This window comes from Novosphingobium sp. DS6-6, assembly GCF_057784975.1.
Genome location: NZ_JBYNTS010000005.1, coordinates 118,299 through 142,326 on the forward strand (window position 1 = coordinate 118,299; position 24,028 = coordinate 142,326).

The following is a 24,028-nucleotide window of genomic DNA, read 5'->3' on the forward strand; positions in this document are numbered from 1 at the left end:
CGCTGACTGCCGTGCCGCCGCACCCGTTGCCGTCACGCCGATGATCAGCCGCCGCGGGCTGTGGCTGCGCCGGGCGACGCGCCGCTTCGGGTTGCCCGAGCGATTGCTGTCGATCCTGGTCCTGATGGCAGCGGTCGATTTCGGCGCCAATGCCATCCTGTTCGATCGCGCCACCAACTTTGCCCTGCGCAGCGACGATGCTGCGCGGATCGCCGAAAATCTTGTGATTGCCGGTCGTGCACTGGAAGCGGCGGAGCCTGCCGCGCGCCCGGCTCTCGCCGCGCGGCTCTCTTCACCCCGCTTTTCGGTCACGTGGAAACCGCGGCTGGCCACGGCCGACATGGCCCTGCCGCATGACCGGCTGCGTGCCCGGGTTCTGGACGCCGCGCCCGAACTGGCGGCAGCGGACCCCCGCTTTGCGCTGCATGCCCTGACTTCGCCCGGGTCCGTCGATGGAGCGATGCTGCTCGACGACGGATCGGGCATGGTGTTCCACACCCAGGCAAGCGAGGCCTGGACGCTGAACGCCGGGCGCCTGGCCGTGCTGCTGGTGCCTACGCCGCTTCTCGTTCTGCTGGCATGGGTGCTGTTCCGCGCGACGATCCGCCCGCTCAAGGCCCTCGTGGCGGCAACCGGGCGCGTCGGCGCGGGGCCGCCGGAGCCGCTTATCGAGCGCGGCCCGGACGAGGTCCGGCGCCTGATCCGTGCGTTCAACCGCATGCACAACCGCATCTATCGGCAGATGCTGGATCGCACGCAGTCGATGCTGGCGATCGGCCACGATCTGCGAACGCCACTCGCGCGCCTGCGCCTGCGGCTCGACGATGCAGGGCTCGATCGCGCCACGCATGCCGACATGGTGCACGACATCGACGAGATGATGCATCTGCTTGCCTCGCTGCAGGCCTATGTCGAAGGGGAAGGGCGGCAGATTCCGGCCGAACCGGTGGATCTGGCGGCCATGGCCATGACGCTGGTGGACAATGCCTATGACCAGGGTCTCGATGCCAGCTACGAAGGAGAGGATAGCCTGGTCATCCAGGCGCGTGCCATATCGCTGCGGCGCGCGCTGGGCAATCTGGTGGAAAACGCGCTGCACTATGCCGGTCATGTCGAAGTCACGGTGGCCCGGGTGGGCGAATGGGCCGAAGTGGTGGTGGCCGATCGCGGGCCGGGCATTCCGGCCGACCGGCTTGACGACGTGACACAGCCTTTCGTTCGCCTCGACGCGGCGCGCGGCCGCGATACGCCGGGAATGGGCCTGGGCCTGGCAATCGTGAAACGGGCGATCCGGGCCGAAGGCGGCACCCTGATTCTGGCCAATCGTGCAACCGGGACAGGGGAAACCGGGCTGATCGCGACAGTTCGCCTGCCCGTCAGATCGGCCCAGCTTTCGGCTGCTGCACGGAAATGATAGCGCGCAAGGCCCATGAAGCCGGGCAAACGGTTGCCATAGGAAAAACCCCACCGGCAGGGCCGGTGGGGTCATCGACCTGTCAGGTTATCGCGCGCGTCAGAAATTGACGGTTGCGGCAAATACCACGCGCGAAGACGAGATCGACTCGCCGTCCTGCGTCTGGAACTTGGTGAAGTTGGGCCGCAGATAGGCCGCCTTGGCATTGCTGATGTCGGTATCGACATAGGCAACGCCCAGCACCACTTTGCCCAGCGCCAGATCCGCGCCGATCAGCCAATCGGCATAAGAGCCCGTGGGCGCCACGCTGGTACCGTTCGGACCCAGGCCCGGGTTGCCTTCGGAATAGCCGAGGTGCGCCTTGAGCGTGACCGGAGTGGAGGGAACGGCGGTGCTGACGTCGGTCCAGATATAGAGATTGTCGTTCTTGGCATTGGGCTGGTCAGGCACGCCGTTCACATAGCTGGCGCCCGAGTTGTACCATTTGCCCAGCGCTTCCTGCTTGGGTGCATAGGCCACGCCGGCCAGCGCCGAAACCGGGCCGATAGTGCCGGAAAGCTTGACGAAGGGTTCGGCAAAGTCGGTCTTGGCCGCGCCGCCCGGATACATGTACCAGGTCAGGCCGACGTCGAGCGTTGCCGGGCCGAAGGTTTTCTTGAAACCGCCGATGGCATCGAGTTCCAGGTTGGGGCCGCCGAACGTGCCCCAGCCGGCCAGGTTCGAACCCCAGGTGCCGACGTAGAAACCGCTTTCATGGGCAATGGTCACCCCGGCTTGCAAGGCAAAGCCGTTGTTGGATTGCGAGACGCCGCGCAGGCGATAATCGCTGACCACGGCGGCGCTGCCGGAAATGGTGATGGGCGAAGGTGGCGCGGTATCCTGCGCCTTGGCGACATTGGCAATGGCCATGCAACTACCAGCCAGCGTTGTTGCCAATACCATGCGGAAAGCCCGGCTGGATGCAGAGCGGTGAGTCATCGGAAACGTCCTTCCCTTTCGGTGATGAAAACGATTCCGCCTGCGTGTTGGCGCCTGCTCGTCTCGTGTGACGACCAGAAAGAGCCTGGACATCACCGGCCGCAGGTTGCGCCGACGTGACTGGATTACGTCGGCGCCTTGTCCGTTTCTTTTCTGTATCGTGACGAAAGATTGCTATGTCGCACCTGTGGCTTCTGCGTCACACCATCATTCGGGAAGGGGGATAAATTCCCGCTCTCCAGGCACCGTGGCAAAGCGCCCCGCTTTCCAGTCCGCCTTGGCTGCCTCGAGCCGATCGGGCCGAGAGGACACGAAGTTCCAGAAGATATGGCGTTTTTCCGGAAAGGGTTCCCCGCCCATGAACATCACGCGCGCCCCCGCTGCCGTTTCGATCACCACCTCCGCACCGGGCTTAAGCACGATCAGCTCGTTGGTGGCGAATTGCCCGGTCTGCCCGACGACGCCGATTTCGCCCGTCACGACATACAGCGCGCGCTCCACATGATCGCTTGCCACGCGGTAACGGCCCCCGGGCGCGATCACCAGTTCGGCATAAACGAGGTCCGACAGCGTCCCGACCGGCGATGTCAGGCCATCGACCTGCCCGGCAATGAGCGTCAGCCGCGTGCTGTCCGCTTCGCCCACGGGAATGCTGTCGGCCTTGTGATGCGCAAAGGCGGGATCGGTCTCCTCAGCATGAGCGGGCAGGGCGACCCAGGCCTGAAGCCCGAAAAGCGTGCCGCCCTGCCGGCGTATGTCCGGCCCCGTGCGTTCGGAATGGACGATGCCGCGGCCCGCGGTCATCCAGTTGACTTCTCCCGGACGGATCGGCTGGACATAACCCAGCGAGTCGCGATGCAGGATTTCGCCTTCCACCAGATAGGTCACGGTCGCGAGGCCGATGTGCGGATGCGGTCGCACGTCCAGCCCCTCGCCGCCGACGAACGCGGCCGGACCCATCTGGTCGAAGAAAATGAACGGCCCCACCATGCGGCGATGGGCAGAAGGCAGCGCGCGGCGCACTTTGAAACCTTCGCCCAGATCGCGGACCGGCGGCAGCAGCGCAAAGTCGATGCCCGGCATGTCGGGCGTGCGAATGGTCATGGCAGTGATCCCTCGTTGATGCCCTTCCCGGGCCGGCACCGGAAATAGGCATCGACGCCGTTCAAGGAAACACTGATAAACTCAATCGGTTTGTTCAAGTACGCCGAACGTTTCAGCGCGCCGCCCTGCGTTCCCTTCAGCAAGCAAAGCGAGGAAGGCATCCAGCGGGCAGAGCGTCGGCCGGCCCGGCAGCGCGCAGGCGGGCAATGGCACGGGCACGCTGACCGCGCCCCGCGGCGCCAGTGTGCGTATCCCTTCCAGCGTCTGGGCCCGATAGCGCACGCGCACCAGCGGCTGGCCCTGCCGGCCACGCAGCCGCTCGATGATCAGCGCGCCACCGGGTGCGGGATCGTCGGCCGCAAAGCCGGGCACCTGCCAATGCGCGTCGATCAGCCCGGCCAGGTTAGCCACCGTGGTATCGTGACCGGAAATCAGCGTGATCCGCGCCGGGCCTGTCAGGCCGTGCCGCACGATCGGGGCCAGGGCGGCGAAGTTGGCCGCCGCGATCGGGCGCGGGCGGGCCACCAGCGCAAATTCCAGCGCGTGAAAGGCCGATAGCGCGGTCACGTCGGCGGCGCTGGCCCGCCCCCAGCCCACATCGCGCAGCGGCTTGCCCTCGGTATATTCCAGCAACAGGATATGCGCGGCGGTAGAGGCCCGGTCCAGCGTGCCGGCAAGCTTGGGCTTCTGCCCGATCGCCGTCGGCACGACAGTGGTGGGTTTCTGGTCCACGCCGCAGCTGCCTGTCGCGTTGCCGCACAGGATGGCGTTGAGCCGCGCCGTGAGCGGCCGCATCTGCGCATCGCGCGCGGCGGGCCCACCTGGCCCCACGGCCTCGGCTACGGCCGCGTCCGCTGCCGCCGGATCAAGCGGCGCAAGCCGATGCTCGATGGCGTTGAAGCGCGGATCTTCCACGTCCTGCGCCAGGTGATCGATCGGCTGCGGGCAATCCGGTGTTAGCGTGCGCGCCCAGTGCTGCGCCGTGGCGATCGTGCGTTGGTCGCTGTCGGCGATGACCGCCACGCGCCCCGGCGCCGGGCAACCGCGCGCCGGCAGCAGACCCTGTGCCCGGAACGTGCGGCCGTCTGCCGCGCCCAGCAGGGCCACGGCCTGGGCGCCATGCCGGGTGAGCCAGCCCGGTGGCACGGTCCAGGCTGGCCAGGGCTGGCTGGTAAAGCCGGCGGGCATGGCCGGGTCCTTCGTCGGCGGGCGCACCCCGTGGCGCATGACCACGACGACCTGCTCCACCACATTTGCAGGTGCCGGCGCCGGGGTGCGTGCCACCGTTGCCCGGGGCAGAGCCGGCAGGGCAAGCCCTGCAAGAAGCGCCGCGATCAGCCTTGCAACGACCTGGGCGCGCATCAGAAATGCACCTGCACGCCGCCGCGCCATAGCGCCCCATAACGCTCGCGCTCGATCAATTGGCTCTTTACCCCCTGATAACGGCGCCATGGGGCATCGGTCAGGTTGATGGCATCGCCGAACACGGTGACCTGGCGCTTGATCTGATAGCCCACGTGCACGTCGAGCTGGCCGTTGTTGTCGGTATATTCGTCGGTTGCCGCGCTATCGCCCAGGGTATCGAGATAGGCCGAACGATAGTTGAATGCGACACGCGCCGACAGGCCGTACTTTTCGTAGAATACCTGCACGTTGCCGACATCGTTCGACTGGAAAGCCAGCGGGATCGGCCCGGCCCGCAACTGTGGGCCATAGGCCCGGCCCCAGACGTGGGTATAGTTGGCCGATAGGCCCAGCCCGCCCAGCGCGCCTGGCAGACCGGTGAACTGGTACTGCACATTGAATTCCACGCCCGAAAGCCGCTGGCGATCCAGATTGACCGGCTGGGTGACATCGGCCCGCGCATAGGACTGGCCAGCCAGCGTCACGTTGGTGCGGATCTGGCCTACGCTATAGATCGGGTTGCGGATGTCCTTGTGGAAATAGCCGGCCGAAAGGATGGCGCCGGGGGCGGGATAATACTCCACGCCGAGATCGTAATTGACCGCGCGATAGGGCTGCAGCCCGGCGTTGCCGAGCGACACCGACGGCAGATTGGGATCGTCCTCGACAATCACGTAAGGCGCCAGGTCGGGATAGTTGGGCCGGCCGATCGAGGTGGTGACGGCGCCGCGGATCACCAGGCCCGGTGCCGGGTCGATCCGCGCGGTCACCCCGGGGAAGAAATCGGTATAGCTGGTCCGGCCATAGCTGTTGTAGCCGTCGTTCAAGGTCGAAGCCGCGTCGACGATCTTCTTGGCGAAAGCCTTGTCCACCGTGCGTTCCAGGCGCACGCCGGGCACAAGGGTAAGCATGCCGGTCTTGATCGTGGCCATGGCATAGGCGGCAGCGATGTCTTCCTTGACGCGGTAGTCGCTGGCCAGGCTGTCCGAGATCGTGGCGGCCCGGTTGAGCGTGTGGCCCGAAGGATTGGCGTCGAACCAGGCGCGAGCCGCGTTGTAATCGATTCGCGCGCCGAACGGAAACTGGCCGCCCATGAAGCTGGTATCGCCGGTATAGTCCACATCGGCCAGCGCCCCGCCGCTTACGCCGATCTTGCCCGTCGTGCTGTAATCCTGCCGGTCATGATCGTCGGTCTTGTCGCGCGAGAGCAGCTTGGCGCCCACGGCCAGCGTCGTGCTCTCGCCCAGGGGGTGGGTGTAGTCGATCCGCCCCTGCCAGATCACCTCGGTCGCGCGCCGCGTTTCGAAATTCATCTTGCTGAACGTGAAAGCAGAAGGGGTGTTGAAAAGATCGGTCGTGGGCGCCAGCGTATAAGGATAGGTACTGGGGTCGTAGTTCGCGGTCACGCCGCCCTTTTTCGTGGAATAGGTGAATTCGCTGCGCAGCGGATCGGTCTTGAGCGCGCGGGTCCAACCACCCGAAAGCGACAGGGTGCCCCCCGCCACTTCGGAAAACTCGCCCCCCAAAGTGGCTGCGCGGGTATTGCTGTTTTCGATGCGGCGGCGGACCAGGACAGTGCCCGTCGCCGTGGCCCTGCCCCCGTCCGTGGCGGTCAGCGCCTCGGCATCGGTGATCGCCAGGCGGTTCTGGTCGCGGGTTTCGTTGTCCTTGTATTCGGAATAGCTGGTGCGCAGAAAGATTTTGGCCACCGGCGAGGGATGCCAGTCGAAATTGCCGACCACGCCCAGCCGCGTGCGGACAAGGTTGTAATTGCGCAGGCCGTTGCCATCGGGCAGCCCGCCGGACCAAGCGCCCGAGCCCTGGTAGTTCTCGCTTTCGATATTGCGGCGCGAATAGTTGACCGAAAGCACTGCCCCGAACTGCTGATCGGGGCCAAAGCGCCCGCCCACCGTGCCATCGGCTTCCCATGCGGCCTTGTGGTTGAGATTGTAGCGTCCGAGCGCGCCGCGCGCATCGAACGTGAAGGGCGCCTTGCTGTCGAACGCCGTGCGGGTGCGGATCGCCACTTCGCCGGCGATCGCGTTGGCATCCTGGTTGGGCAGGACCGACTTGGTGACGGTGACCGCCTGGATCATCGCCGAAGGCAGGTCGTCCAGCTTGACCTGGCGCCCGTCGGGTTCGGGCGCGGGCAGCGTCTGCCCGTTGAGCGTGATGTTAAGCAGTCCCGGATCGATCCCGCGCACGATCGCATAGCGGCCTTCCCCCTGGTCGTTGGCCACCGAAAGGCCGGGCAGGCGCTTGATCGCTTCGGCCACGTTCTGATCGGGCAGCTTGCCCACGTCGTTGGCGCGCAGGGTTTCGACGGTATTGAGCGCGCTCTGCTTTTCGGCCGCGGCCTCTTCCTGCGCGGCGCGCACGCCGGTCACGATGATTGCACTGTCGCCATCGGCTTCGGCGTCGCCGGACGGCGCCAGTGCCGCAGCGGCCGGGGCAAGCGCCGCCTTGTCGGCCACGATCACGAAAACGCCGGGGCCCGTGCTGCGCGCAATGAGCCCGCTATTGCCCAGCATGCGGGCGAGCGCGGTGGGCACGTCCATCGTGCCGTCGATCGCCATGCTGCGGCGTCCGCGTGCGACATTGCCGGCCACCACGATCTGGATGCGGGCCTGGGCGGCGAACTGGCGAACGGCATCGCTCAGGTTCTGGGCGGGAACATGCACGGTGACAGCGGCCATGGGCATCCCCTGCGCGGCAGCGGAAATAGCGGAAAGTCCAGCCACGGCCATGGCCAGCGTCGAGACGGAACGAAACGGCGCAAACATTGCGGAAAACCCCCCTCATGCGGTCCCGCGAAAGCAGGAACACTGGCGTGACGAAGGGCGGTGCCGCTTTCCTTAGCGCGGCTGCAAAAAAACCGGAATCAGCGTTCAATCACCAGGCCATCGGCAGTCTGCCGGGCACGCGCACCCACGCTGGCCGCCACGGCCTGGGCAAACGCGTTGGGATCGTTCAGGCGAAAGGCGCCATACAGCGGTTCGGCGCCCAGCGCGGGGGTGGCAAGAACGATCTGCAGTTGGTTGTGCCGGTTCATTTCGGCCACGGCCTGGCCCAGCGGCTCTCCATCCAGGTCCAGCCGCCCTTCCGTCCAGCCGGCGGTGCGCGCCAGCGTTGCCGCATCGACTGGCTGGGCCGCGGGCAAAGGGCCGCGCAGGGCAAAGTGGGCGCGCTGCCCGCCCGCCAGCAAGCGCGTGCCTTGTGGCGTCGCCACGCGCACCGCGCCTTCGCTGACGATCACGTCCACCGTGCCGGCTTCTTCGTCGCGGCTCACTTCGAACACGGTGCCAATGTCGGTTATGCTAACGCCCCCCGCAAGCACCCGGAATGGATGGGCGGCATCGTGCGTGACGCGAAACAGCGCCCGTCCGCTTGCCATCGTCACTTCGCGGCGCCCGGCGCGCGCCACATCGACGTCAAGCTGCGATCGCGCGTCGACGGCCAGCGACGATCCATCCGCCAGCGCCAGGCGGCGCACTTCGCCGATGCCGGTGGTCACGGCCAGGCCCCCGCCCCATCCCCCGGGCGGAAGCAGTGCCAGGGCCAGCGCCGCCGCCGCCGCGCCGATCGCCCCCGTCAACCCCAGCGCGCGGCGCCAGGGCCACGCCGGCCTGCCAGCGGGCACGGCCTGTGCCGCTCCAGACGGCGCCACTGCCGCATCGGGCGCAAACATCGCCAGCATGGCGCGTGCGCGCAGCAGGGCACCGGCGTGGCGGGGGCTTGCGGCCAGCCAGGCAGCAAGCGCCGGGTCATGCATGGTGTCGGGGTGGGCGTCGATGCGGGCAGCCCAGTGGGTCGCCCAATGGGCGGTGCCGTCTTCAACCGGTGGTAGGCCGCCCTTGTTCAACTTCCATCCATTCCTTGTCGTCGGGGCTGCCAATGGCTTGCTGAATGGCCTTCAGTCCCTTTTGAACATCGTTTTCCACGATGCTTTCGCTCACGCCCAGCCGTGCCGCGATGGTCTTTTGGGACAGACCCTCGATCCGCTTCAACCGGAAAATCGTAGCGCACCGCTCGGGCAGAGTGGCCAGCAGACGCTCGACCAGCCGCAGTTGCATCCGCGCGGCGACCACGGCTTCCACACCATGCGCTTCTTCGGTGACGAACAGCGCGGCATTTTCCGTAATATCTTCGAATTTGACGATCTGTGCACGGCGCAGCGCATCGCGGTGCAGGTTCTTGACCATGGTCATGAAATAAGCACCGGGCTGGGCGATATGGCCCACTTCGGCCATGGCGGCGAACCGGCAATAGGCATCCTGGATCAGATCGTCGACGTCGGCGGGCATTACCCCCGCCCGGTGCAGCGCGGCCCGCACCCGCGGCTCTGCGGGCACCACGTACCGGGCAACCCATGTCACCACGCTCGCCGGCGTCAGTGCGACAGGCGGCTGCGATGATGCGGAGGCGGATTCGGCTGGCACGAAGGCGTTCCTTCCGTGCCGGTGGGCTATCGGTGGTTGGCGACAGCTTCGTGACATAGCCGCGTTGCCGACACCTGCCCCGTTCCCCGACAAGGCCGGCTTTGACAGGAAGCGGGCGGCAGCGCATGAGCGGGCCATGCGCCTTGCCCAGTTCGATATCGTCCAGTTCCTTGCCACGGCCTGGCAGAAGCAGCCGGTGCTGATCCGCAATCCCTGGGGGCAGTGGCGCAATCCGCTCGATCCGGACGAACTGGCGGGCCTTGCCTGCGAGGTGGGGGTGGAATCCCGGCTGATCGTGCGCGCGCCAGATGGCCCCGTCGTGGAACATGGGCCGCTGCCCGAACACCGCTTTGCCAGCCTGGGCACCGATCCGTGGACCTTGCTGGTCCAGGCGGTGGATCAGCACGTACCGGCCGTGGCCGCGCTGATCGAGCCGTTCCGCTTTGTGCCCGATTGGCGGATCGACGATGTCATGGTCAGCTATGCCACGGACGGTGCAGGGGTCGGGCCACATTTCGATCAGTATGATGTGTTTCTGATCCAGGGGCAGGGCCGCCGCCGCTGGCGCACCGGGCCGCGCTGCGACGCCGCCACCCCGTTGCAGTCGCATGCCGATCTGGCGCTGATCGCCGATTTCGCCGCCACGCACGATTGGGTGCTCGATCCGGGCGACATTCTCTACGTGCCTCCGGGCTTTGCCCACGATGGCGTGGCATTGGGCGACGGTTGCATGACCTACTCGATCGGCTTTCGCGCACCCTCGCGGGCCGAGCTTGTGGAAGGCTGGGGCGCGCACGCGGCGCTGGCGCTGGAAGAGCGGGGCGATGCCGAGGCCGATCGCTATGCCGATCCCGATCTGGCGTTGCAGGACCATCCCGGCGAGATCCTGCCGGCCGCGCTCGCCCGGCTTCATGCCATGGCCATGCAGGCGCTGGGCGATCGCGGGGCCTTTGCCCGCTGGTTCGGGCAGATGAGCACCCAGGCAAAGTATCCCGAAACCGATTGGCGGCCAGACGAAGCCGCCGATCCGGACGTCGTGGCGGCATTGCTCAAACAGGGCGCGCCGCTGCGCCGCAACCCGGCGCACCGCATGGCTTTCCTGCATGATGGCGGGGAAACCCTGCTGTTCGCCGATGGCCAGTGCCACCCCTGCCCGGTACCCGGCCTGGCGCCGGCGCTGTGTGGCGGGGCATGCGTCATGCTCGATCCCGGGCTGGCGGTGGCGCCGGGGACGGCGGCGATCGTCACCGCGCTGATCGACCAGGGCACCTTGGCGTTCGACGATGGCGAAGATGACGACGGGCTGGATTGAGCGGTGCTGATCGCTTTCAACAAGCCGTTCGGCGTGTTGTGCCAGTTCACCGTCGAAAAGACCGGCGTGCCCCGGCCCACGCTGGCCGATCACATCGCCATGCCCGGCGTCTATCCTGCCGGTCGGCTCGATCGCGATAGCGAGGGGCTGCTGCTGCTGACCGACGACGGCCGGTTGCAGGCACGCATCGCCGACCCGCGTTTCAAGGCGCCCAAGACCTATCTGGTGCAAGTGGAAGGAGAGCCGGGCGACGCTGCCCTTGCCGCCCTCGCGCGCGGGGTGCGGTTGAACGACGGCATGACGCTGCCTGCCGGGGTGCGCCGTATCGATCCGCCTGCGCTGTGGCCGCGTGTGCCGCCGGTGCGCTTTCGCAAAAGCGTGCCCGATTGCTGGCTGGAACTGGTGCTGCGCGAAGGGCGCAACCGGCAGGTACGCCGGATGACCGCCGCGATCGGCCACCCGACGCTGCGCCTGGTGCGCTGGGCCATCGGCGAATGGACGCTCGACGACCTGCCCCCAGGGCAGTGGCGCGCGGTCGGCTGACCGATCCGGGCGCCAATGCCGCCTCATGCCCGTTCTTCGGCTAGCGAATGGCGAAATCCCGCATCTCCGCCGGCATGGTGACCCCGGGCAGATTGCGCGCATCGGCTTGCGGCTCGCCAACGGTCATGCGGATCGGGATGACGCCCGCCCAGACGGGAAAGGCATAGTCGTCCTCATCATCCTGCGCATCACCCGTCCGCAGTTTGACCGAGGCTTCGTTAAGGTCGATCGACAGGATAGTGGTCGCATTCAGTTCCGGCTCGGTCACGGGCCGCAGGCGCGCCCAATGTCCTGATACCAGACGATCGACAAACCCGGCGAGCAGCGCCGCCTTTTCCTCTGCCGGCTCGACCAGCGCCGCAGTCCCGTAAAGCATGGCCGACCGGTAGTTGAGCGTGCAGTTGAAGGCCGATCGCGCCATCACCAGTCCGTCCACCAGCGTGACGCTGACGCAAACGGGCCGATCGGTCGCCGCGCGGATGAAGCGGCTGGCCGAAGATCCATGCCAATAGATCCGGTGTCCGTCGCGCCAGTGCATCGTGGGTGTAACGACGGGGCCACCGTCGTGGACATAGGCCACGTGGCAGAATGGTGTTGCGTCGAGCACGGCATGCAACGTTTCAAGGGCATAATCGGCACGCCGGTGCTGCCGTTTCACCCGCGTGCGGGCACTGGGGGCGTTGAAGCTGGTCATGGCTCGTTCCTTGCGATGGCGCTTCCCTACCCGCGAAATCGCTTTCGAGAAAGCGCCGTCATTCGGGCCTGCTTGAACCTCCGCCCTGTTGCCGTAGAGTGCGCAGCATGCCCAAGGTCTTGCCTGTCCGTGTCGCCCCTGCCTTTGCGGCCTGGCCATGAACCGCGCAAAGATTCTGGTCAGCGCCTGCCTTATCGGCAAGCCGGTGCGGTACGACGGTTCGGCCAAGCCCTTGCACGTCGCGCGGATCGCGCTTGAAACAGCCGTTCGCAACGGTTGCCGCTATGCGTTGTTGACTGATGGCAGTCCATCCTGCGGCAGCAGCTTCGTGCATGACGGCAGCTTCCGGGGCCAGCGCGTGGAGGGCCAAGGGGCAACCGCGGCATTGCTTCGCCAGCATGGTGTACGGGTCTTCGTGCCACATGATATCGCCGCGCTGGCGGCTCTGCTCGACGGGCCGGAGGAAAGGTGACAGCCTCCCGGCCCCGCGCATTGCCTCAGGCCGCACAGCTTTCGCGGAAGGCCAAGGCGCCCGCGGCCAGCGCGGCCAGTTTTGCCTTGGCGACAGGCCGGGGATAGCGGGTCAGGCCGGCATCCGTCGTTGCGAAAAGCCGTTCGACCGGAACGTACTGCGCCGCCTTGCGCAGTCCCGCTTCCACTTCGGCGGGGGCTTCGACCCAGAAGTTCTTGTTGGAAACGGCGCCGACGCCCAGGTCCTTGTCCACGTCCAGCGATGCGAAAAGCTTGAAGTCTTCGTCGCGAAAGCCGGTTTGCGCAAAAGCGAGACCGAACGCGTCGACCGCCACGTCCTTGAGCACGGGCAGCAGCCGGTCGTAAGGGGTGCGGCCGGGGGGCACGCCGGTGCCGCCATGGCCGAGATGCCATATCTTGTAGCAGTTCACCCCTTCGAACATGGCGCTGATGATCTCGGCGCTTTTCTCCCAGGTCGGCGGGGGCGCCATCATGAACAGGTCGTCGAGCTGAAGGATTTGCGCGCCGGCGGCGACCACCGCTTCCATCTGCTCCCGATAGATCGCCGAAACGTCGCGCAGCAATGCCAGCCAGTCACCGTAATAGGCATCGACCAGCAGACCGGAAAGCTCCGTCGGACCCATGCCGAATTGCGCCTTGACAGGCAGAGGGCTTGCGCCGGTGACCGAAGACTGCGCAATTTCCCAATGGGTTGCAAACGACAGTCCGGCGTCTGCCAAAGGCGCGACGACGGTTGCCGAAACCCCCTGGATCGCGCGCAGCGATGCCTTGTCGCCACCCCCGGCGCGCGGCCCGCTCTGCAACGCGGCATTGGGGCGATAAAGTACCTCGATGCCTTTCATTCGCTTGACGTTGTAGAGAAACGACGAACCCAGCCCGGCGACATTGGTATCGTACCACATCTGGCCTTGACCGATGATGTCGAGGCCCAGCTCAAGCTGCTCGGATATCACGCAGCGTACCGCGTCCCGGTAGGCTTCGTCGAAGCCTTCTTCGAGTAGGGCGGCCGCCAGCTGCCGATCGCCCAGCTGTTCGGTGAACCATGACGGCCGCGGATATCCGCCGTGCATGGTGACCGGGACCAGCTTTGCGGAAAGGTCTCTAAGCGATTTGCGGCCGGCGCCGCGACTGGATTGTCTGGTCATGCAAGCCAACTCGTCTGTTCGAAGTTCAATCTTGGGCCCCGCGGCCGGGAATGGGCAGGATCGGCTCGCCCGATGCCGCAAATGAAATTCGACCGGATGGCGGTATCGGCAAAGAACGCCTTGTCCACCGCCGCGTTGTCGAACCCCGACATGGGCGCGGCATCGAAACCGAGCAGCCGGGCGGCGAGAATGAGATAGGCACCCTGCAACGCGCCGTTGCGGAACGCCGTTTCCTGTGCAGCATCGGGGTTGCCTGCAAAGAATGCCCCCGCCGGGCTGTGCGGAAACAGCTCAGACAATCTGGTATGAAATTCGAGATCGTGGCCGATGATCACCATCGCCGGCGCCGTCTGGATTTTCTGCCGGTTGGGTGGCATCGCGCAGGCGGCGAGCTTCTCTTTCGCGTCCTGGCTTACGCAATAGACAAAGCGCCCCGGGTTGGAATTGAGGCTTGTCGGCGCCCAGCGCATGAGATCGTGGAGCTGCCGAGGCATATCGTCCGGCAGCGGTTCGGGCAGCCAGGCGACAGCGGTGCGCCCCTCCAGAAACAGAGCCGTCGCTGCCGTATCGGCGTTGGATTCAGGCGTCATGACGATCCTCGCTGGCGTTCGCCGTAAGTTTCGCGACCATGGTCTGCCGCCATTCGCCCCTGGTCTGAAAACCCGGTTCGTTGCGCAGCATCTCGAGAGTGGTTGCTTCGATCTCGGCGTCTGACAACGCCAGATCGAACGGTCGTACGAAGGGCTGATAGACGTACCATGGCGTATCGCAGTGGAATTCCAGCATGTTGCCTTCGGGGTCGCGGCCATAGACCGACCATGCGTTGCCATGCGTCATGGAAAACGGCCCTTCGCTGAGCAGGTGGCCGATCCGTCCGGCGATCGCGCGCAGATCCGAAAGCGTATCCACTTTGAACGAAAGGTGGTTCACCACGCTGTACCGCTCGTCGGCCGGACGGCCGACCGCCAGCACGACTTGATGGTGCTCGTCGGGGTCGGCGCTCAGGAACACCGCTTCCGCACCATCCGGCCCGGCGCGCCCACGATCCGTTTCGATGAGGCCCAGAGCGTCACGATAGAACGCGAGCATGGCGTCGACGTCCCATACCCACAGGCCGATATGGCTTACTTGCGGCCGCAGCATTTCTTCAAAGCTCCTTGAACAGGAACGAAGGATTTTGATCGACGGGGCCGCCCGGCATTATCCAGGATGCAGAATACATCAGTTTTGACGAAATATAGATCACGCGTCATCTCCCTACCGAGACGGAAAAATACATTTGAAGATTTCCATCTTTCGTATTGTAGGCGCTTGTATGCTTGACAATGATAGATCGCGCAATGTTATCGAGAATTACTTTGAAAGTAACTTGACTTAACTTTTAAGCATATCGATGTCTCTAAAGGGATTAGAGTTCACATCAAAAAATGGCAATTAATCCGGGGAGGATATAGACGTGTCGCAAAACGTGGCGAATAAAACGCGTGCAAGACTGCGCTGCTCACCCAGCCATATGACTCTGAATTTGTCATGGATTCTGGCATTCGCCGCCGCACCCGCCCCAGCGCTGGCGGCCGACGTCGACACGACTCCGGGGACGGCCGACATTATCGTGACCGCGCAGAAGCGGGAGCAAAGTCTTCGCGACGTGCCGCTGTCGGTGTCTGCAGTATCCGCAGCAGACCTCGAAACGCGCAACGTGACAGTGGCCAGCGATCTTGTCGGGGTCGTACCGGGATTGCAGGTGGCGCGCGGCGCTGATGCGCAAACCGTCAACTATGCCATTCGCGGCATTACGACCGCGCTACTTGATTTTGGCGTGTCACCCAGCGTCGGCGTCTATATCGATGGCGTCTATGTCGATGGCAGGGCTGCGTCCGATCTTGAATTGGCCGATGTCGAGCGCATCGAAGTTCTCCGTGGCCCTCAAGGCACTCTGTTCGGCCGCAATGCCACGGCGGGCGCCATATCGGTGGTGAGCCGGCGCCCCGGCAAAACCATCAACGGTTCGTTTTCGATCGATGCCGACACGCTCAGCCGCCAGCGGCTTCGTGCGAGCCTGGGCGGGCCGATCGCGCACGGGCCATTCCATTTCCGGGCCGCTGCCGTCTATTCGAACAGCAACGGGTGGATCGACAATCGCTACAACAATACCAAATTGAATAGCGGCGATTCGATCGCGACGCGCGCGACATTCGGGTACGATAACGGTGGAAGTTTCACGGCCGACCTCAACGTCGACTGGACCTCGGATGACAGCCAGCCGGCGCCTGCCCAACTGCTTCCGCTCAAGCGGGTGCTGTCCCTCAATACGCCGATGCGCGACGACCGGGAAGCCAAAGGGGCCAGCCTGACGCTTCGTCAGGAGATAGGCGCCCTTAACCTGGTTTCGATTTCCGGTTACCGCAAGGCCACGCAATATACCTCGACAGACAACGATCAGACCGCGAACGACACCGGACAGCCGCTGGATCTGCCCGAATATCTGCTGACCAACGTTTCGCAGGAAAGCTGGAGCCAGGAACTCCGCCTGTCGAATACGCGGGCAGCCAAGTTCAACTGGATGGTTGGCGGCTTCTATTACAATTACAAGATCGGCGCCAGAACCGTCGCGGCGGAGCGGCCCCTGTTCACGCCGGTAAACGGTCAGTCGCGCTACAACATTGAAGAGTATGCGATCTTCGGCCAGGGTGATCTTGCGCTTTCGGACCGCCTTACCGTTACACTGGGCGGGCGCTACAGCAAGTCGGATTTCCGGGCCCGCCTCGATCTCGATGCGATCCCGCCGTTCGTGCCGCAGACCTCTTTCGACGGGTCGGAATCCGATGACAGCTTCACCTGGAAAGCGGCGCTTAGCTACCGGACCGATCCGGCAACGATCTATGCGTCCGTTTCGACCGGATACAAGGCAGCCGGCATCAACACCGCGCCACTGCCGACGTCGCTGGAGCGGTTTCGCCGGTACAAGGGCGAATATATCACCAACTACGAAGCGGGCATCAAAGCCGTCGCAATGCAATCGCGGCTCAGGCTCAATCTTTCGGTGTTCTACATCGATTACAATGATCAGCAGGTGCTAACGACGACCGTAACCAACCTGTCCAGCAACAACTTCATTGCCAACGCAGAGAAGTCTACCAGCCGCGGGGTGGAAGTCGAAGGAAGCTTCGATATCACGAAACGCGTGAAGCTGTCGGCAAACGGCAGCCTGCTGGACTCGCGCTATGACAAGTTCAACGGATGCGGGACTTCGGGACAGGGGCCAACATTGCAGCTGGTCGATTGCAACGGCAACCGGGCGATCCTGGCGCCGCGGTTCTCGGGATCGACCCGTCTGGAATATCATCTGCCGCTGGGGGACAAGATGTTCGTGCTGGGCGGCGATGTCACGTATGCCAGCAGCCTGCAATACGACATCGTCAACACGTCGGCGGGCTTGCGCTCCCCGCTGACGCTGGTCAATCTCGATGCCACGCTGCTAGGCCAGGCCGGGCGCTGGAGCGTGAGAGTCTATGGCCGCAACGTGTTCGATCGGCAGTACTTCTCGTATTGGCGGCAACGCCCGGCGGGGAACACGTACTTCCTGGCAGACCCGGCGACGGCCGGCCTGCGGTTGACGGTGCAGTTCTGATGCAGGATCTGCCGCAGCAGGAAGCGCCCGCCGGCCGAGGGGATGCGGCCCCGCCGGGGGGACGGCAATGGCCGATCCTGGCTGTCCTGCTGTCGTGCATGGCCATAACGTCGATGTCGTGGACCGTGATCGAGGCCGCGCTTCCGCATATGGCCGCGGCATACAGCTATCTCGACAATGCCAGGTTTTACGCCAAGCTCATGATCTCGGCGCCGATGCTGGCCACCATACTGGCGGCTCCGTTCATTGGGCTGCTGGGGGACCGCATCGGACGGGTGCCACTGCTCATCCTCTCGCTGGGGCTGTTCACCCTGGCCGGCATGGCCGGGTTCTGGATCGAGCCTATTGCGCTGCTTCTGGTCAGTCGCATGCTGGCCGGGCTTGGCGGGGTGGGAATCACCAACGCCGTGCTCAGCCTGGTTGCAGAAAGCATAGCGCCTGCGGCCCGCGCCCGCGCGCTTGCCATTGTCGCCATGACGATTCCGCTGAGCGGCCCGGTCTGGGTCGTTCTGGGCGGCGTTCTGGCGGAACATTCGTGGCGGCATCCGTTTCTGCTGGCGGCATTGGGCCTTGTTCCCCTTGCAGCGGTGCTGCTGTTCGGATCGCGGTTGCAGAACCGGGCCACCGACGCAGACCTTGGCGCGCGGGTGCGACAGGACGCTGACGCACCGGCCCCTTCGTTCCTGCGCGCGATTCGGGCCACGGTGCCGGTAATCTGGGTCTTGCTGTTGCTCGGGTTCTGGATGGGCGTCGCGGGCTTGCTGATGGCAACGTTCGGGCCGTTCTTCGCGCACGATCTGGGTGCCACGGAACCACGCGCGATCGGTGCTTTGATCGGCGGGCCGTCGATCGCCAGCGTTCTGCTCGGCGTGGCGCTTTTGCCGCTGCTGGCACGCAGACTGAGCCGACTGTCGCTGTTCACCGTTGCCTTCGTCATGGTCGGCCTCGGTCTGGTCAGCATTGCCGTTGCCGGTTCGACGTTCGTTTTCTGCGCCGGCGTCATGCTGGCGGCGCTGGGGCTCAGTCTCGGCGGCCCCGCGCTCAATCTGGCGATCATCGACCGGACGCCGCCCGCAGCGCATGGTCTGGCCTTCGGCCTCGCCTCGGCTGTGCTGGCGCTCGGCAACGTCATAGCGCCGCTGCCATCCCAGGCCCTTGCCGACTGGATCGGTTCGTCCGCGCTTTTCCTGTGCCTGGGGGCGGGCACCACCGCAGCCGCGCTGGCGGCTTGGTTGCTGTCCTGTTTGAAGTCCCCGTCCTTTCCGGAATAACCATCGCAGCGAGGTTGGAACATGATCCGTTTTTCCATGTTTATGTGTCCGTTCAGCTTGACGCCTGAAACTGACGGTGCCGTCATAAGGCAGACGATAGAAGAAGCGCAGCTGGCCGAGGACCTCGGATTTGCCGGGGTCTTCCTGAGCGAACATCATCTTGCCGGGTATAACTGTTACAGCGATCCAATGGTATTCGGCGCGCGCCTTGCGCCCATTCTGCGCCGCGCCTGGCTGGGAATGGCCGTGGCCACGCCCGTGCTCAATCACCCCATCCATTTTGCCGAACAGGTGAACCTGCTCGATCAGTTGATGGAAGGGCGCTTCCTTCTCGGCATAGGCAAGGGCGGCATCCCTGGCGAGGCGGCCGGGTTCGGCTTTCATCATGACGAAGCTTCGCAGCGAACCGAAGAGGTTATGGAGATCATCCGCAAGCTCTGGGCGAAGAAGGACACCGACCCGCCGTTGCACTTCGATGCCGCCGGGTACAGCGGGCGGGTGCATGGGCGGATCGTGCCGCGTTCATGGCGCGATCCGCATCCGCTTCTGCTGAAAGCGACGCGATCCGACGCCGGTGCACGAGAAGCGGCCCGCGACGGCAGCCCGCTCTATCTTCAAGGTGATTTCCGGGAAAGACTGGCTACCTTGACCAATGCCATGCGCGAATTCGGACATAGCGAGGAAAAGATCGCCGAATGCGTTGACTGGTCGTTGCTGCCGACGGCTGCTGTCGTGACACCGACCGATGCCGACGCGCAGGCGATCATGGCGCCCGCGTTCGAACGCATGGGCGGCTTCATCAGACGCGAAGTATCGATGACGCACCAGTATTGGCCCGAGCGCAACGATGCGCCCGACACGATGCGCGCGCCCGACATGGGAGAAGCCCCCGGCAACACCCCTCCGCTGTTCGGTAGCCCGGATACGGTGGCCAGAGGCCTTCAGACACTGGTGGACGAGGGCGTCACTCACTTCCTCGTCGGTTTCAATTTCGGTCAGATGAGCCGCGAAGACGTGGCCGCGTCGATCCGGCTCTTCGCCAAGGAAGTCATGCCCCGTTTCGCATGATCTCGTTGCGAACGGCTTGTGCGGTGCGTGCCGCGCAAGCCGTTGGTCAGCTTTGGAAAAGGGGCTGAAACACCGCGACGATCTGCTGGGCCAGCAGATCGGGATCCCCTTCCGGCGTGAACATCATGTTGGAAAGGTCCCGCTTGTGAAACAGGATGGCGCCGTGGAGCATGGCTGCGAGCAGACGTGGTTCGGCAGGGGCGATGTGACCGTGCTTTACCGCACGCTCGAACCAGCCGGTCAACTGGTCGATCGCTCCGGCCGCGTCGGGAACCTGCACGGCGGTCATGAATGTTGTGATGTCGACCTCGCTATCCTGGAACAGCCTCAGCGCGGGGCCGATTTCATCGATCGTGGCAACCATCGCACGGGCGATTTCCCGCAGTTGCTCGCCGATCGAGCGGGAATCGGGTCCGCAGCGCAAGGCTTCGTTCGGCCACGGACATGACAGCGGCGTCGCGAAAGTGGCAAGCAGCAGATCCTGCTTGCTGCCGAACCGCTTGTAGATCGCGGGGGGCGTCACCCCAAGCCTGTCGGCGATGACCTGCACGGAAACGCCTGGCCCATCCCTGAGAAAGCAGACGCGGGCGATCCGCCGGATATCATCGTCGGAAACCACTTGCGCTCGCGCCATTACCGTCTCCCTCCCAATCGTTTTTGCAGTGACTTGCCACACCAGTTTCGTTGCACGGAGCATAGCATGCTGTTTCTGACATTTCGATTCCAGGACAAGCTTCGCCTCGGCGTTCTTGAGCAGGAATGGGTCGTCGATCTTCACGCCGTGCCCGACGCTCCTTTCCCTTTTCCCGAAACGCTGTCCGGGTTGATCCTTCTGGGCGACGCCGGTGTCGCCGCGGTCAAGGACACTTTAACCCGGGCGGCCGCGTTGCCGGGACCGCAGGCCTGGCGCCATCGCCTGTCGGACCTTGATGTGGTGGCACCTTTGCCCAGACCCGGCAAGAACGTCTTCTGCGTGGGGCGCAATTACATGGGCCATCTGCAGGAGGGCATCCGCGCCGCTGGCGGGACATCGCAACCGCCGCCCGCCTTTCCCGAATTCTTCACCAAGCCGCCTACCGGCATATCCGGCCCGTTCGACCCCATACCGCTGCATTCCGACGTGACCGCGATGCTGGACTACGAAGTGGAACTGGGGGTGGTGATCGGCCGCCCCGGCCGCAACATCCCCCGGGCGCAGGCATGGGACCACGTCTTCGGATTCATGGTGATCAACGACGTCACGGCGCGCGACCTGCAGCGTCGGCACGGGCAGTGGTTCAAGGGAAAATCGCTCGATGGCTGTTGCGTGACGGGGCCGTGGCTCGTGCACCGCAGCGCGGTTGCCGATCCTGCCCGCCTTAACCTTCGGTTGTGGGTGAACGGGGACCTTCGCCAGCAGGCCAGCACGGCGGATCTCATATTCGACATACCGACGCTGATCGAGCAGCTGTCGCAAGGCCTGACGCTCGAGCCGGGCGACATCATTGCCACCGGCACGCCCGAAGGGGTCGGCTATGCACGAACGCCGCCGCAGTTTCTCAAAGCCGGCGATGTCATTCGCGCCGAAATCGACGGCCTGGGCGCGCAGATCAACCGGGTATCGGAATAGGGTGTGGCTGGACGAGGCGGGTGTGTTCAGGCGTGCGGCGCGTCCGGGGCGCCATAAGTCTGCCCGGCGCGCCATTCGGCTGCCGCCAGAACCAGGACGGTGGCGACGGTCAGGCCGGCGATAGCGTGCCCGAGTGCCGGCCAGCCCCATAGCCCGACCACGAAACCGCCGAGCGGCGGGCCGAGCAGGGCGCCCCCTGCACCGAATTGCGTCAGCAAGCCCTGGGCGACGGCAAGCTTGGGATCGTCTCCCGCGTGCGCGCCGGATAGATGCGGCAGCCGGGCCAGAATGAGCGGGGGAACCAGGCCGCCCAGCAGCACGGTGCCAACGGCAAGGACGCCGGACATCACGATATCCGCAATGCGGCCATCGGCAGCGCCGAAGACGGCCGTAGCGGGCAGGGCGCTGGCCAGCATGGCCAGCGCCGCGGCCGAGACCGTGCGGCCGACTTTCGCCGTTGCGCGACGCATGATCAGCATCATCGCGATGCAGCCGGGCAACGCGGCGGCCGAAACGGTTGCCGCGATGGCACTTGCCACAGGCAGGGCCGCGCCAAGATGCTCGACAAGGTAGCTGGGCAACAGCCCCGTCAGCGCACAGATCAACGTCGTATAAAGGCCGAACGCCAGGGTCGAAAGCCAGGCCGCCGCCTCGGGAAAGGCAAGCCGGCGCCGCGCGCCGCCGGCACCGCCCGGCAGCCGCGTGGCCAACGCCAGCGCCAGCGCGAAGGCAGCCGCCCAAAGCAGCAGGGTTTTTGCCGGACCCAGCCAGGTGGCCCAGATCCCGGTAAGCCCGCTGCCCAGCGCAACGCCAAGCGGCACGAACGTGCTCCACAGGGCGAGCGCTGCGCCGCGCTGGCTTTCGCTGGCGAGCGCCGCGATCATGGTCGGGGCTGCAACCACGACCAGCACATAGCCAAGGCCTTCGACAGCCCGGGCGGCAAACAGCATGGCGGCATCGCCGGCAAGAGCTTCGGCGGCGGCGGCCAGCATCAGCACGGCCAGGCCCGAGAGCAGGAAGCGCCGCGCCCCGATCCGTCCGATCAGAAGACCGGCCGCGAAGCCGAACACGGCCCCGCCGACTTCGAGCAGGGAAACGAGCAGGCCGACCTGCGCCAGCGGCAGATCGAACGTGCGGCGCAGGGCCGGGGCAAGCACGGCCATCTTGGCCAGTTGCGCGGCGGCCAGCACGCCAAGGAGCCACAAGAAGCCGATATGCGCCCATCTGTTCGTCATATGCAGCCGGTAACCCCATGGCGCGCGCAAGAACACGCAAAAAATATGCGTTCCGCCGGTCACCGATCGACAGTGTACCGGCTATTCCGCAAGCGTTGTCGTCAGCCGCCCGATACGCCCGTCGGACAATGGCAGCGTTTCCCATTGCATCAGGCTGGGGCGCACGGGAATCTCGTCGTTGCCATTGTCGCCGGTCTCGAACCGGAAGCGCTGGAACGGGCGTTCGAACCAACCGAGCGGGTCAAGCCCGAATTCCGCCTCCACGATTTCGTCACTGGCAAAGCGCCATAGCGAGATGCCGACATAGTGACTCGCGTCCACCCGCCACGACGCGGCGCGTGCCGGAGAGGCCACCAGCAATTCGTGTGTGGCATCGCATACGAGATGGACGGGTTAGGACGAAGTCAGGATCAGGCGCTTGAGCGCCGCGTCCGCCTCGGACCCGGTATGAGCCCGGATCAGGCGCTCGATCCGCGCGCGATGTTCGGCATCGGGCGCCACTTCGCCACTTTCCCAGCGAGAGACCGTGCCTTGCGACACCCTGAGACGTTCAGCCGCATAGCCCTGTTTCATGGCGGACAGGCGCCGGAACCGGCGCAACGCCTTGCCGATTGGAAGATCAATGGGCATGGCAGCCGATCTACCTTCGACCGGCCGGAAAAGCGAGCCCGGTTTGGCGCATGCACAGGCAGATGGTGGTCATCGGGTCATGTCGATGAAGCGCCTGCAACAGCGGTTCTGTATCTATCCTGCCGGCGTCCCCGAAAGCCGGGGCCACCAGGTCAGCGTGTGCGCATCATGTGCCGTCGTCCAGATGCCTTGCGGGCTGAACCGCAGGCCCCCGCTGCCCGCCGGCTTGCCAACGCGTGCATCGATCGTCATCGTCTGCGCGTCGATCACGGCGAAGACCTGATCGTCGGTCGTCCGCAGCCACACTTTTCCGGCGCCGGTGTCGATATCGCCCCATTTCAGGTTGTCGCCGACTTTTACGCGGCCCAGCAAGGCACCCGTTTGGGGATCGACACGGGCCAGCGTGCCGTCGCCCTGTTCCTGCACCCAGACGTTGCCTTCGCCCGCCGCAAGGAAACCTGGTGCCTTGCCCAGCAGCGTTCGCGCGGTCACCGCGTTGGTCGCCGGATCGATGCGTTGCAAGCTTTGCTGCCCGGCGCTTACAACCCAGACCGCACCCTCGCCAAACGCCATGTACCAGCTGCCGGGATCGACCGGGACAGTGGCGATTACCGTGTTGGTTGCCGGATCGATGCGTGAAACCACGCCCTTGGCATCGCTTGCCACCCAGACCGACCCGGCCCCAACGACCACGTTGAGCTCCCCCTCGCCGGGATTGGCAATGCCCGTGGCGATAGTCGCCACCAACTTGCCGCTCGCCGTATCGATCCGGTTGACGGTACGGTCGGCGCAATTGGCAACCCACAAGGCGCCATTTGCGAGAGCCATGCCACCGCAGGGGCGCGCCAGAGGTACCCGCGCCTTCATGCCCGCGAGAGACCATTGCTCCACCCCGCCCCGATTTGTGGTCCACACGGTATCGCCATCGACCGCCAGGAAATCGGCAAAACCCGGAACGTTCAGCACGGTGGGTTCGGGCGCGGCACGGACGGAAAGCGGCGCCAGAGTCAATCCGGCGAGAAGCGAAAAAGCAAGCTTGCGGCGCATCAGCCTTTCTCC

General features: G+C 65.1%; 23 protein-coding genes. 8 read left to right on the forward strand and 15 right to left on the reverse strand.

Going from position 1 to position 24,028, the window contains the following annotated elements; all coding sequences use genetic code 11:
- Positions 1 to 40 precede the first annotated feature (40 nt).
- Positions 41 to 1,414, forward strand: coding sequence for an ATP-binding protein (locus AC3EDY_RS07895; RefSeq protein ID WP_488571939.1), 1,374 nt, complete (start codon positions 41 to 43; stop codon positions 1,412 to 1,414).
- A 99-nt stretch (positions 1,415 to 1,513) separates the two neighbouring features.
- On the opposite strand, the gene AC3EDY_RS07900 is transcribed toward AC3EDY_RS07895, so the two are convergent.
- The 6 genes from AC3EDY_RS07900 to AC3EDY_RS07925 form a co-directional block, all read right to left on the reverse strand.
- Entirely contained in the window at positions 1,514 to 2,356 is an 843-nt protein-coding gene (locus AC3EDY_RS07900; RefSeq protein WP_488572104.1) for a TorF family putative porin, read from the reverse strand.
- Between the two features lie 243 nt (positions 2,357 to 2,599).
- On the reverse strand, positions 2,600 to 3,496 hold the full coding sequence (locus AC3EDY_RS07905; RefSeq protein WP_488571940.1) for a pirin family protein: 897 nt from the start codon (positions 3,494 to 3,496) through the stop codon (positions 2,600 to 2,602).
- Positions 3,497 to 3,577: 81 nt separating this feature from the next.
- Positions 3,578 to 4,858 carry a histidine-type phosphatase gene (locus AC3EDY_RS07910; protein WP_488571941.1) on the reverse strand — a complete coding sequence of 427 codons (1,281 nt, stop codon included), beginning with the start codon at positions 4,856 to 4,858 and terminating at the stop codon, positions 3,578 to 3,580.
- On the reverse strand, positions 4,858 to 7,683 hold the full coding sequence (locus AC3EDY_RS07915; RefSeq protein ID WP_488571942.1) for a TonB-dependent receptor: 2,826 nt from the start codon (positions 7,681 to 7,683) through the stop codon (positions 4,858 to 4,860). Before AC3EDY_RS07915 ends, AC3EDY_RS07910 begins: the two co-directional genes overlap by 1 nt.
- Positions 7,684 to 7,781: 98 nt before the next feature.
- A complete protein-coding gene (locus AC3EDY_RS07920) occupies positions 7,782 to 8,762 on the reverse strand; it encodes a FecR family protein (protein ID WP_488571943.1) in 981 nt (326 codons plus the stop codon).
- Positions 8,734 to 9,339, reverse strand: coding sequence for an RNA polymerase sigma factor (locus tag AC3EDY_RS07925; RefSeq protein ID WP_488571944.1), 606 nt, complete (start codon positions 9,337 to 9,339; stop codon positions 8,734 to 8,736). Before AC3EDY_RS07925 ends, AC3EDY_RS07920 begins: the two co-directional genes overlap by 29 nt.
- A 136-nt stretch (positions 9,340 to 9,475) precedes the next feature.
- Here AC3EDY_RS07925 and AC3EDY_RS07930 point away from each other — a divergent pair, with 136 nt between their 5' ends.
- Both AC3EDY_RS07930 and AC3EDY_RS07935 read left to right on the forward strand, forming a co-directional pair.
- On the forward strand, positions 9,476 to 10,651 hold the full coding sequence (locus AC3EDY_RS07930; RefSeq protein ID WP_488572105.1) for a JmjC domain-containing protein: 1,176 nt from the start codon (positions 9,476 to 9,478) through the stop codon (positions 10,649 to 10,651).
- 3 nt (positions 10,652 to 10,654) lie between these two features.
- Entirely contained in the window at positions 10,655 to 11,194 is a 540-nt protein-coding gene (locus tag AC3EDY_RS07935; protein ID WP_488571945.1) for a pseudouridine synthase, read from the forward strand.
- A 40-nt stretch (positions 11,195 to 11,234) separates the two neighbouring features.
- Here AC3EDY_RS07935 and AC3EDY_RS07940 read toward each other — a convergent pair whose 3' ends face one another.
- Positions 11,235 to 11,888, reverse strand: coding sequence for a pyridoxamine 5'-phosphate oxidase family protein (locus tag AC3EDY_RS07940; protein WP_488571946.1), 654 nt, complete (start codon positions 11,886 to 11,888; stop codon positions 11,235 to 11,237).
- 157 nt (positions 11,889 to 12,045) lie between these two features.
- On the opposite strand from AC3EDY_RS07940, the gene AC3EDY_RS07945 reads away from it, so the two are divergent.
- Positions 12,046 to 12,360 carry a 2-thiouracil desulfurase family protein gene (locus AC3EDY_RS07945; RefSeq protein WP_488571947.1) on the forward strand — a complete coding sequence of 105 codons (315 nt, stop codon included), beginning with the start codon at positions 12,046 to 12,048 and terminating at the stop codon, positions 12,358 to 12,360.
- Positions 12,361 to 12,385: 25 nt separating this feature from the next.
- Here AC3EDY_RS07945 and AC3EDY_RS07950 read toward each other — a convergent pair whose 3' ends face one another.
- The 3 genes from AC3EDY_RS07950 to AC3EDY_RS07960 are packed head-to-tail and all read right to left on the reverse strand — an operon-like array spanning position 12,386 to position 14,668.
- Positions 12,386 to 13,525: a hypothetical protein gene (locus AC3EDY_RS07950; RefSeq protein WP_488571948.1), complete on the reverse strand. Its 1,140-nt coding sequence runs from the start codon at positions 13,523 to 13,525 to the stop codon at positions 12,386 to 12,388.
- The gene (locus AC3EDY_RS07955; protein WP_488571949.1) at positions 13,522 to 14,115 is read right to left on the reverse strand and encodes a malonic semialdehyde reductase; all 594 of its coding nucleotides are present in this window, start codon (positions 14,113 to 14,115) and stop codon (positions 13,522 to 13,524) included. The genes AC3EDY_RS07950 and AC3EDY_RS07955 overlap by 4 nt, the downstream gene beginning before the upstream one ends.
- The gene (locus AC3EDY_RS07960) at positions 14,105 to 14,668 is read right to left on the reverse strand and encodes a VOC family protein (RefSeq protein WP_488571950.1); all 564 of its coding nucleotides are present in this window, start codon (positions 14,666 to 14,668) and stop codon (positions 14,105 to 14,107) included. Before AC3EDY_RS07960 ends, AC3EDY_RS07955 begins: the two co-directional genes overlap by 11 nt.
- Positions 14,669 to 15,038: 370 nt before the next feature.
- Between AC3EDY_RS07960 and AC3EDY_RS07965 the strand changes: the two genes are divergently transcribed.
- The 3 genes from AC3EDY_RS07965 to AC3EDY_RS07975 are packed head-to-tail and all read left to right on the forward strand — an operon-like array spanning position 15,039 to position 19,495.
- Positions 15,039 to 17,156, forward strand: coding sequence for a TonB-dependent receptor (locus AC3EDY_RS07965; RefSeq protein ID WP_488571951.1), 2,118 nt, complete (start codon positions 15,039 to 15,041; stop codon positions 17,154 to 17,156).
- Positions 17,156 to 18,427: an MFS transporter gene (locus tag AC3EDY_RS07970; protein ID WP_488571952.1), complete on the forward strand. Its 1,272-nt coding sequence runs from the start codon at positions 17,156 to 17,158 to the stop codon at positions 18,425 to 18,427. The genes AC3EDY_RS07965 and AC3EDY_RS07970 overlap by 1 nt, the downstream gene beginning before the upstream one ends.
- A 42-nt stretch (positions 18,428 to 18,469) precedes the next feature.
- Positions 18,470 to 19,495, forward strand: a complete 1,026-nt coding sequence (locus AC3EDY_RS07975) for an LLM class flavin-dependent oxidoreductase (protein ID WP_488572106.1) — start codon at positions 18,470 to 18,472, stop codon at positions 19,493 to 19,495.
- A gap of 46 nt (positions 19,496 to 19,541) precedes the next feature.
- On the opposite strand, the gene AC3EDY_RS07980 is transcribed toward AC3EDY_RS07975, so the two are convergent.
- Positions 19,542 to 20,129 (reverse strand): TetR/AcrR family transcriptional regulator, encoded by a 588-nt coding sequence (locus tag AC3EDY_RS07980; protein ID WP_488571953.1) that lies wholly within the window; start codon positions 20,127 to 20,129, stop codon positions 19,542 to 19,544.
- Between the two features lie 66 nt (positions 20,130 to 20,195).
- Between AC3EDY_RS07980 and AC3EDY_RS07985 the strand changes: the two genes are divergently transcribed.
- The gene (locus AC3EDY_RS07985; RefSeq protein ID WP_488571954.1) at positions 20,196 to 21,104 is read left to right on the forward strand and encodes a fumarylacetoacetate hydrolase family protein; all 909 of its coding nucleotides are present in this window, start codon (positions 20,196 to 20,198) and stop codon (positions 21,102 to 21,104) included.
- A 26-nt stretch (positions 21,105 to 21,130) separates the two neighbouring features.
- Here the strand turns inward: AC3EDY_RS07985 and AC3EDY_RS07990 are convergent, their stop codons facing one another.
- The 4 genes from AC3EDY_RS07990 to AC3EDY_RS08005 form a co-directional block, all read right to left on the reverse strand.
- Entirely contained in the window at positions 21,131 to 22,339 is a 1,209-nt protein-coding gene (locus AC3EDY_RS07990; protein ID WP_488571955.1) for an MFS transporter, read from the reverse strand.
- An 81-nt stretch (positions 22,340 to 22,420) separates the two neighbouring features.
- Positions 22,421 to 22,693 (reverse strand): hypothetical protein, encoded by a 273-nt coding sequence (locus AC3EDY_RS07995; RefSeq protein ID WP_488571956.1) that lies wholly within the window; start codon positions 22,691 to 22,693, stop codon positions 22,421 to 22,423.
- A 39-nt stretch (positions 22,694 to 22,732) separates the two neighbouring features.
- Entirely contained in the window at positions 22,733 to 22,969 is a 237-nt protein-coding gene (locus AC3EDY_RS08000; protein ID WP_488571957.1) for a helix-turn-helix domain-containing protein, read from the reverse strand.
- Positions 22,970 to 23,083: 114 nt separating this feature from the next.
- On the reverse strand, positions 23,084 to 24,016 hold the full coding sequence (locus AC3EDY_RS08005) for a Vgb family protein (protein ID WP_488571958.1): 933 nt from the start codon (positions 24,014 to 24,016) through the stop codon (positions 23,084 to 23,086).
- Positions 24,017 to 24,028: the final 12 nt, after the last annotated feature.

Bases quoted from the DNA above. Each gene is read 5' to 3' on its own strand.
- AC3EDY_RS07895 (WP_488571939.1), top strand. From the start codon at position 41: ATGATCAGCCGCCGCGGGCTGTGGCTGCGCCGGGCGACGCGCCGCTTC.
- AC3EDY_RS07900 (WP_488572104.1), bottom strand. From the start codon at position 2,356: ATGGTATTGGCAACAACGCTGGCTGGTAGTTGCATGGCCATTGCCAAT.
- AC3EDY_RS07905 (WP_488571940.1), bottom strand. From the start codon at position 3,496: ATGACCATTCGCACGCCCGACATGCCGGGCATCGACTTTGCGCTGCTG.
- AC3EDY_RS07910 (WP_488571941.1), bottom strand. From the start codon at position 4,858: ATGCGCGCCCAGGTCGTTGCAAGGCTGATCGCGGCGCTTCTTGCAGGG.
- AC3EDY_RS07915 (WP_488571942.1), bottom strand. From the start codon at position 7,683: ATGTTTGCGCCGTTTCGTTCCGTCTCGACGCTGGCCATGGCCGTGGCT.
- AC3EDY_RS07930 (WP_488572105.1), top strand. From the start codon at position 9,476: ATGCGCCTTGCCCAGTTCGATATCGTCCAGTTCCTTGCCACGGCCTGG.
- AC3EDY_RS07940 (WP_488571946.1), bottom strand. From the start codon at position 11,888: ATGACCAGCTTCAACGCCCCCAGTGCCCGCACGCGGGTGAAACGGCAG.
- AC3EDY_RS07945 (WP_488571947.1), top strand. From the start codon at position 12,046: ATGAACCGCGCAAAGATTCTGGTCAGCGCCTGCCTTATCGGCAAGCCG.
- AC3EDY_RS07950 (WP_488571948.1), bottom strand. From the start codon at position 13,525: ATGACCAGACAATCCAGTCGCGGCGCCGGCCGCAAATCGCTTAGAGAC.
- AC3EDY_RS07955 (WP_488571949.1), bottom strand. From the start codon at position 14,115: ATGACGCCTGAATCCAACGCCGATACGGCAGCGACGGCTCTGTTTCTG.
- AC3EDY_RS07960 (WP_488571950.1), bottom strand. From the start codon at position 14,668: ATGCTGCGGCCGCAAGTAAGCCATATCGGCCTGTGGGTATGGGACGTC.
- AC3EDY_RS07965 (WP_488571951.1), top strand. From the start codon at position 15,039: ATGACTCTGAATTTGTCATGGATTCTGGCATTCGCCGCCGCACCCGCC.
- AC3EDY_RS07970 (WP_488571952.1), top strand. From the start codon at position 17,156: ATGCAGGATCTGCCGCAGCAGGAAGCGCCCGCCGGCCGAGGGGATGCG.
- AC3EDY_RS07975 (WP_488572106.1), top strand. From the start codon at position 18,470: ATGTGTCCGTTCAGCTTGACGCCTGAAACTGACGGTGCCGTCATAAGG.
- AC3EDY_RS07980 (WP_488571953.1), bottom strand. From the start codon at position 20,129: ATGGCGCGAGCGCAAGTGGTTTCCGACGATGATATCCGGCGGATCGCC.
- AC3EDY_RS07985 (WP_488571954.1), top strand. From the start codon at position 20,196: ATGCTGTTTCTGACATTTCGATTCCAGGACAAGCTTCGCCTCGGCGTT.
- AC3EDY_RS07990 (WP_488571955.1), bottom strand. From the start codon at position 22,339: ATGACGAACAGATGGGCGCATATCGGCTTCTTGTGGCTCCTTGGCGTG.
- AC3EDY_RS08000 (WP_488571957.1), bottom strand. From the start codon at position 22,969: ATGCCCATTGATCTTCCAATCGGCAAGGCGTTGCGCCGGTTCCGGCGC.
- AC3EDY_RS08005 (WP_488571958.1), bottom strand. From the start codon at position 24,016: ATGCGCCGCAAGCTTGCTTTTTCGCTTCTCGCCGGATTGACTCTGGCG.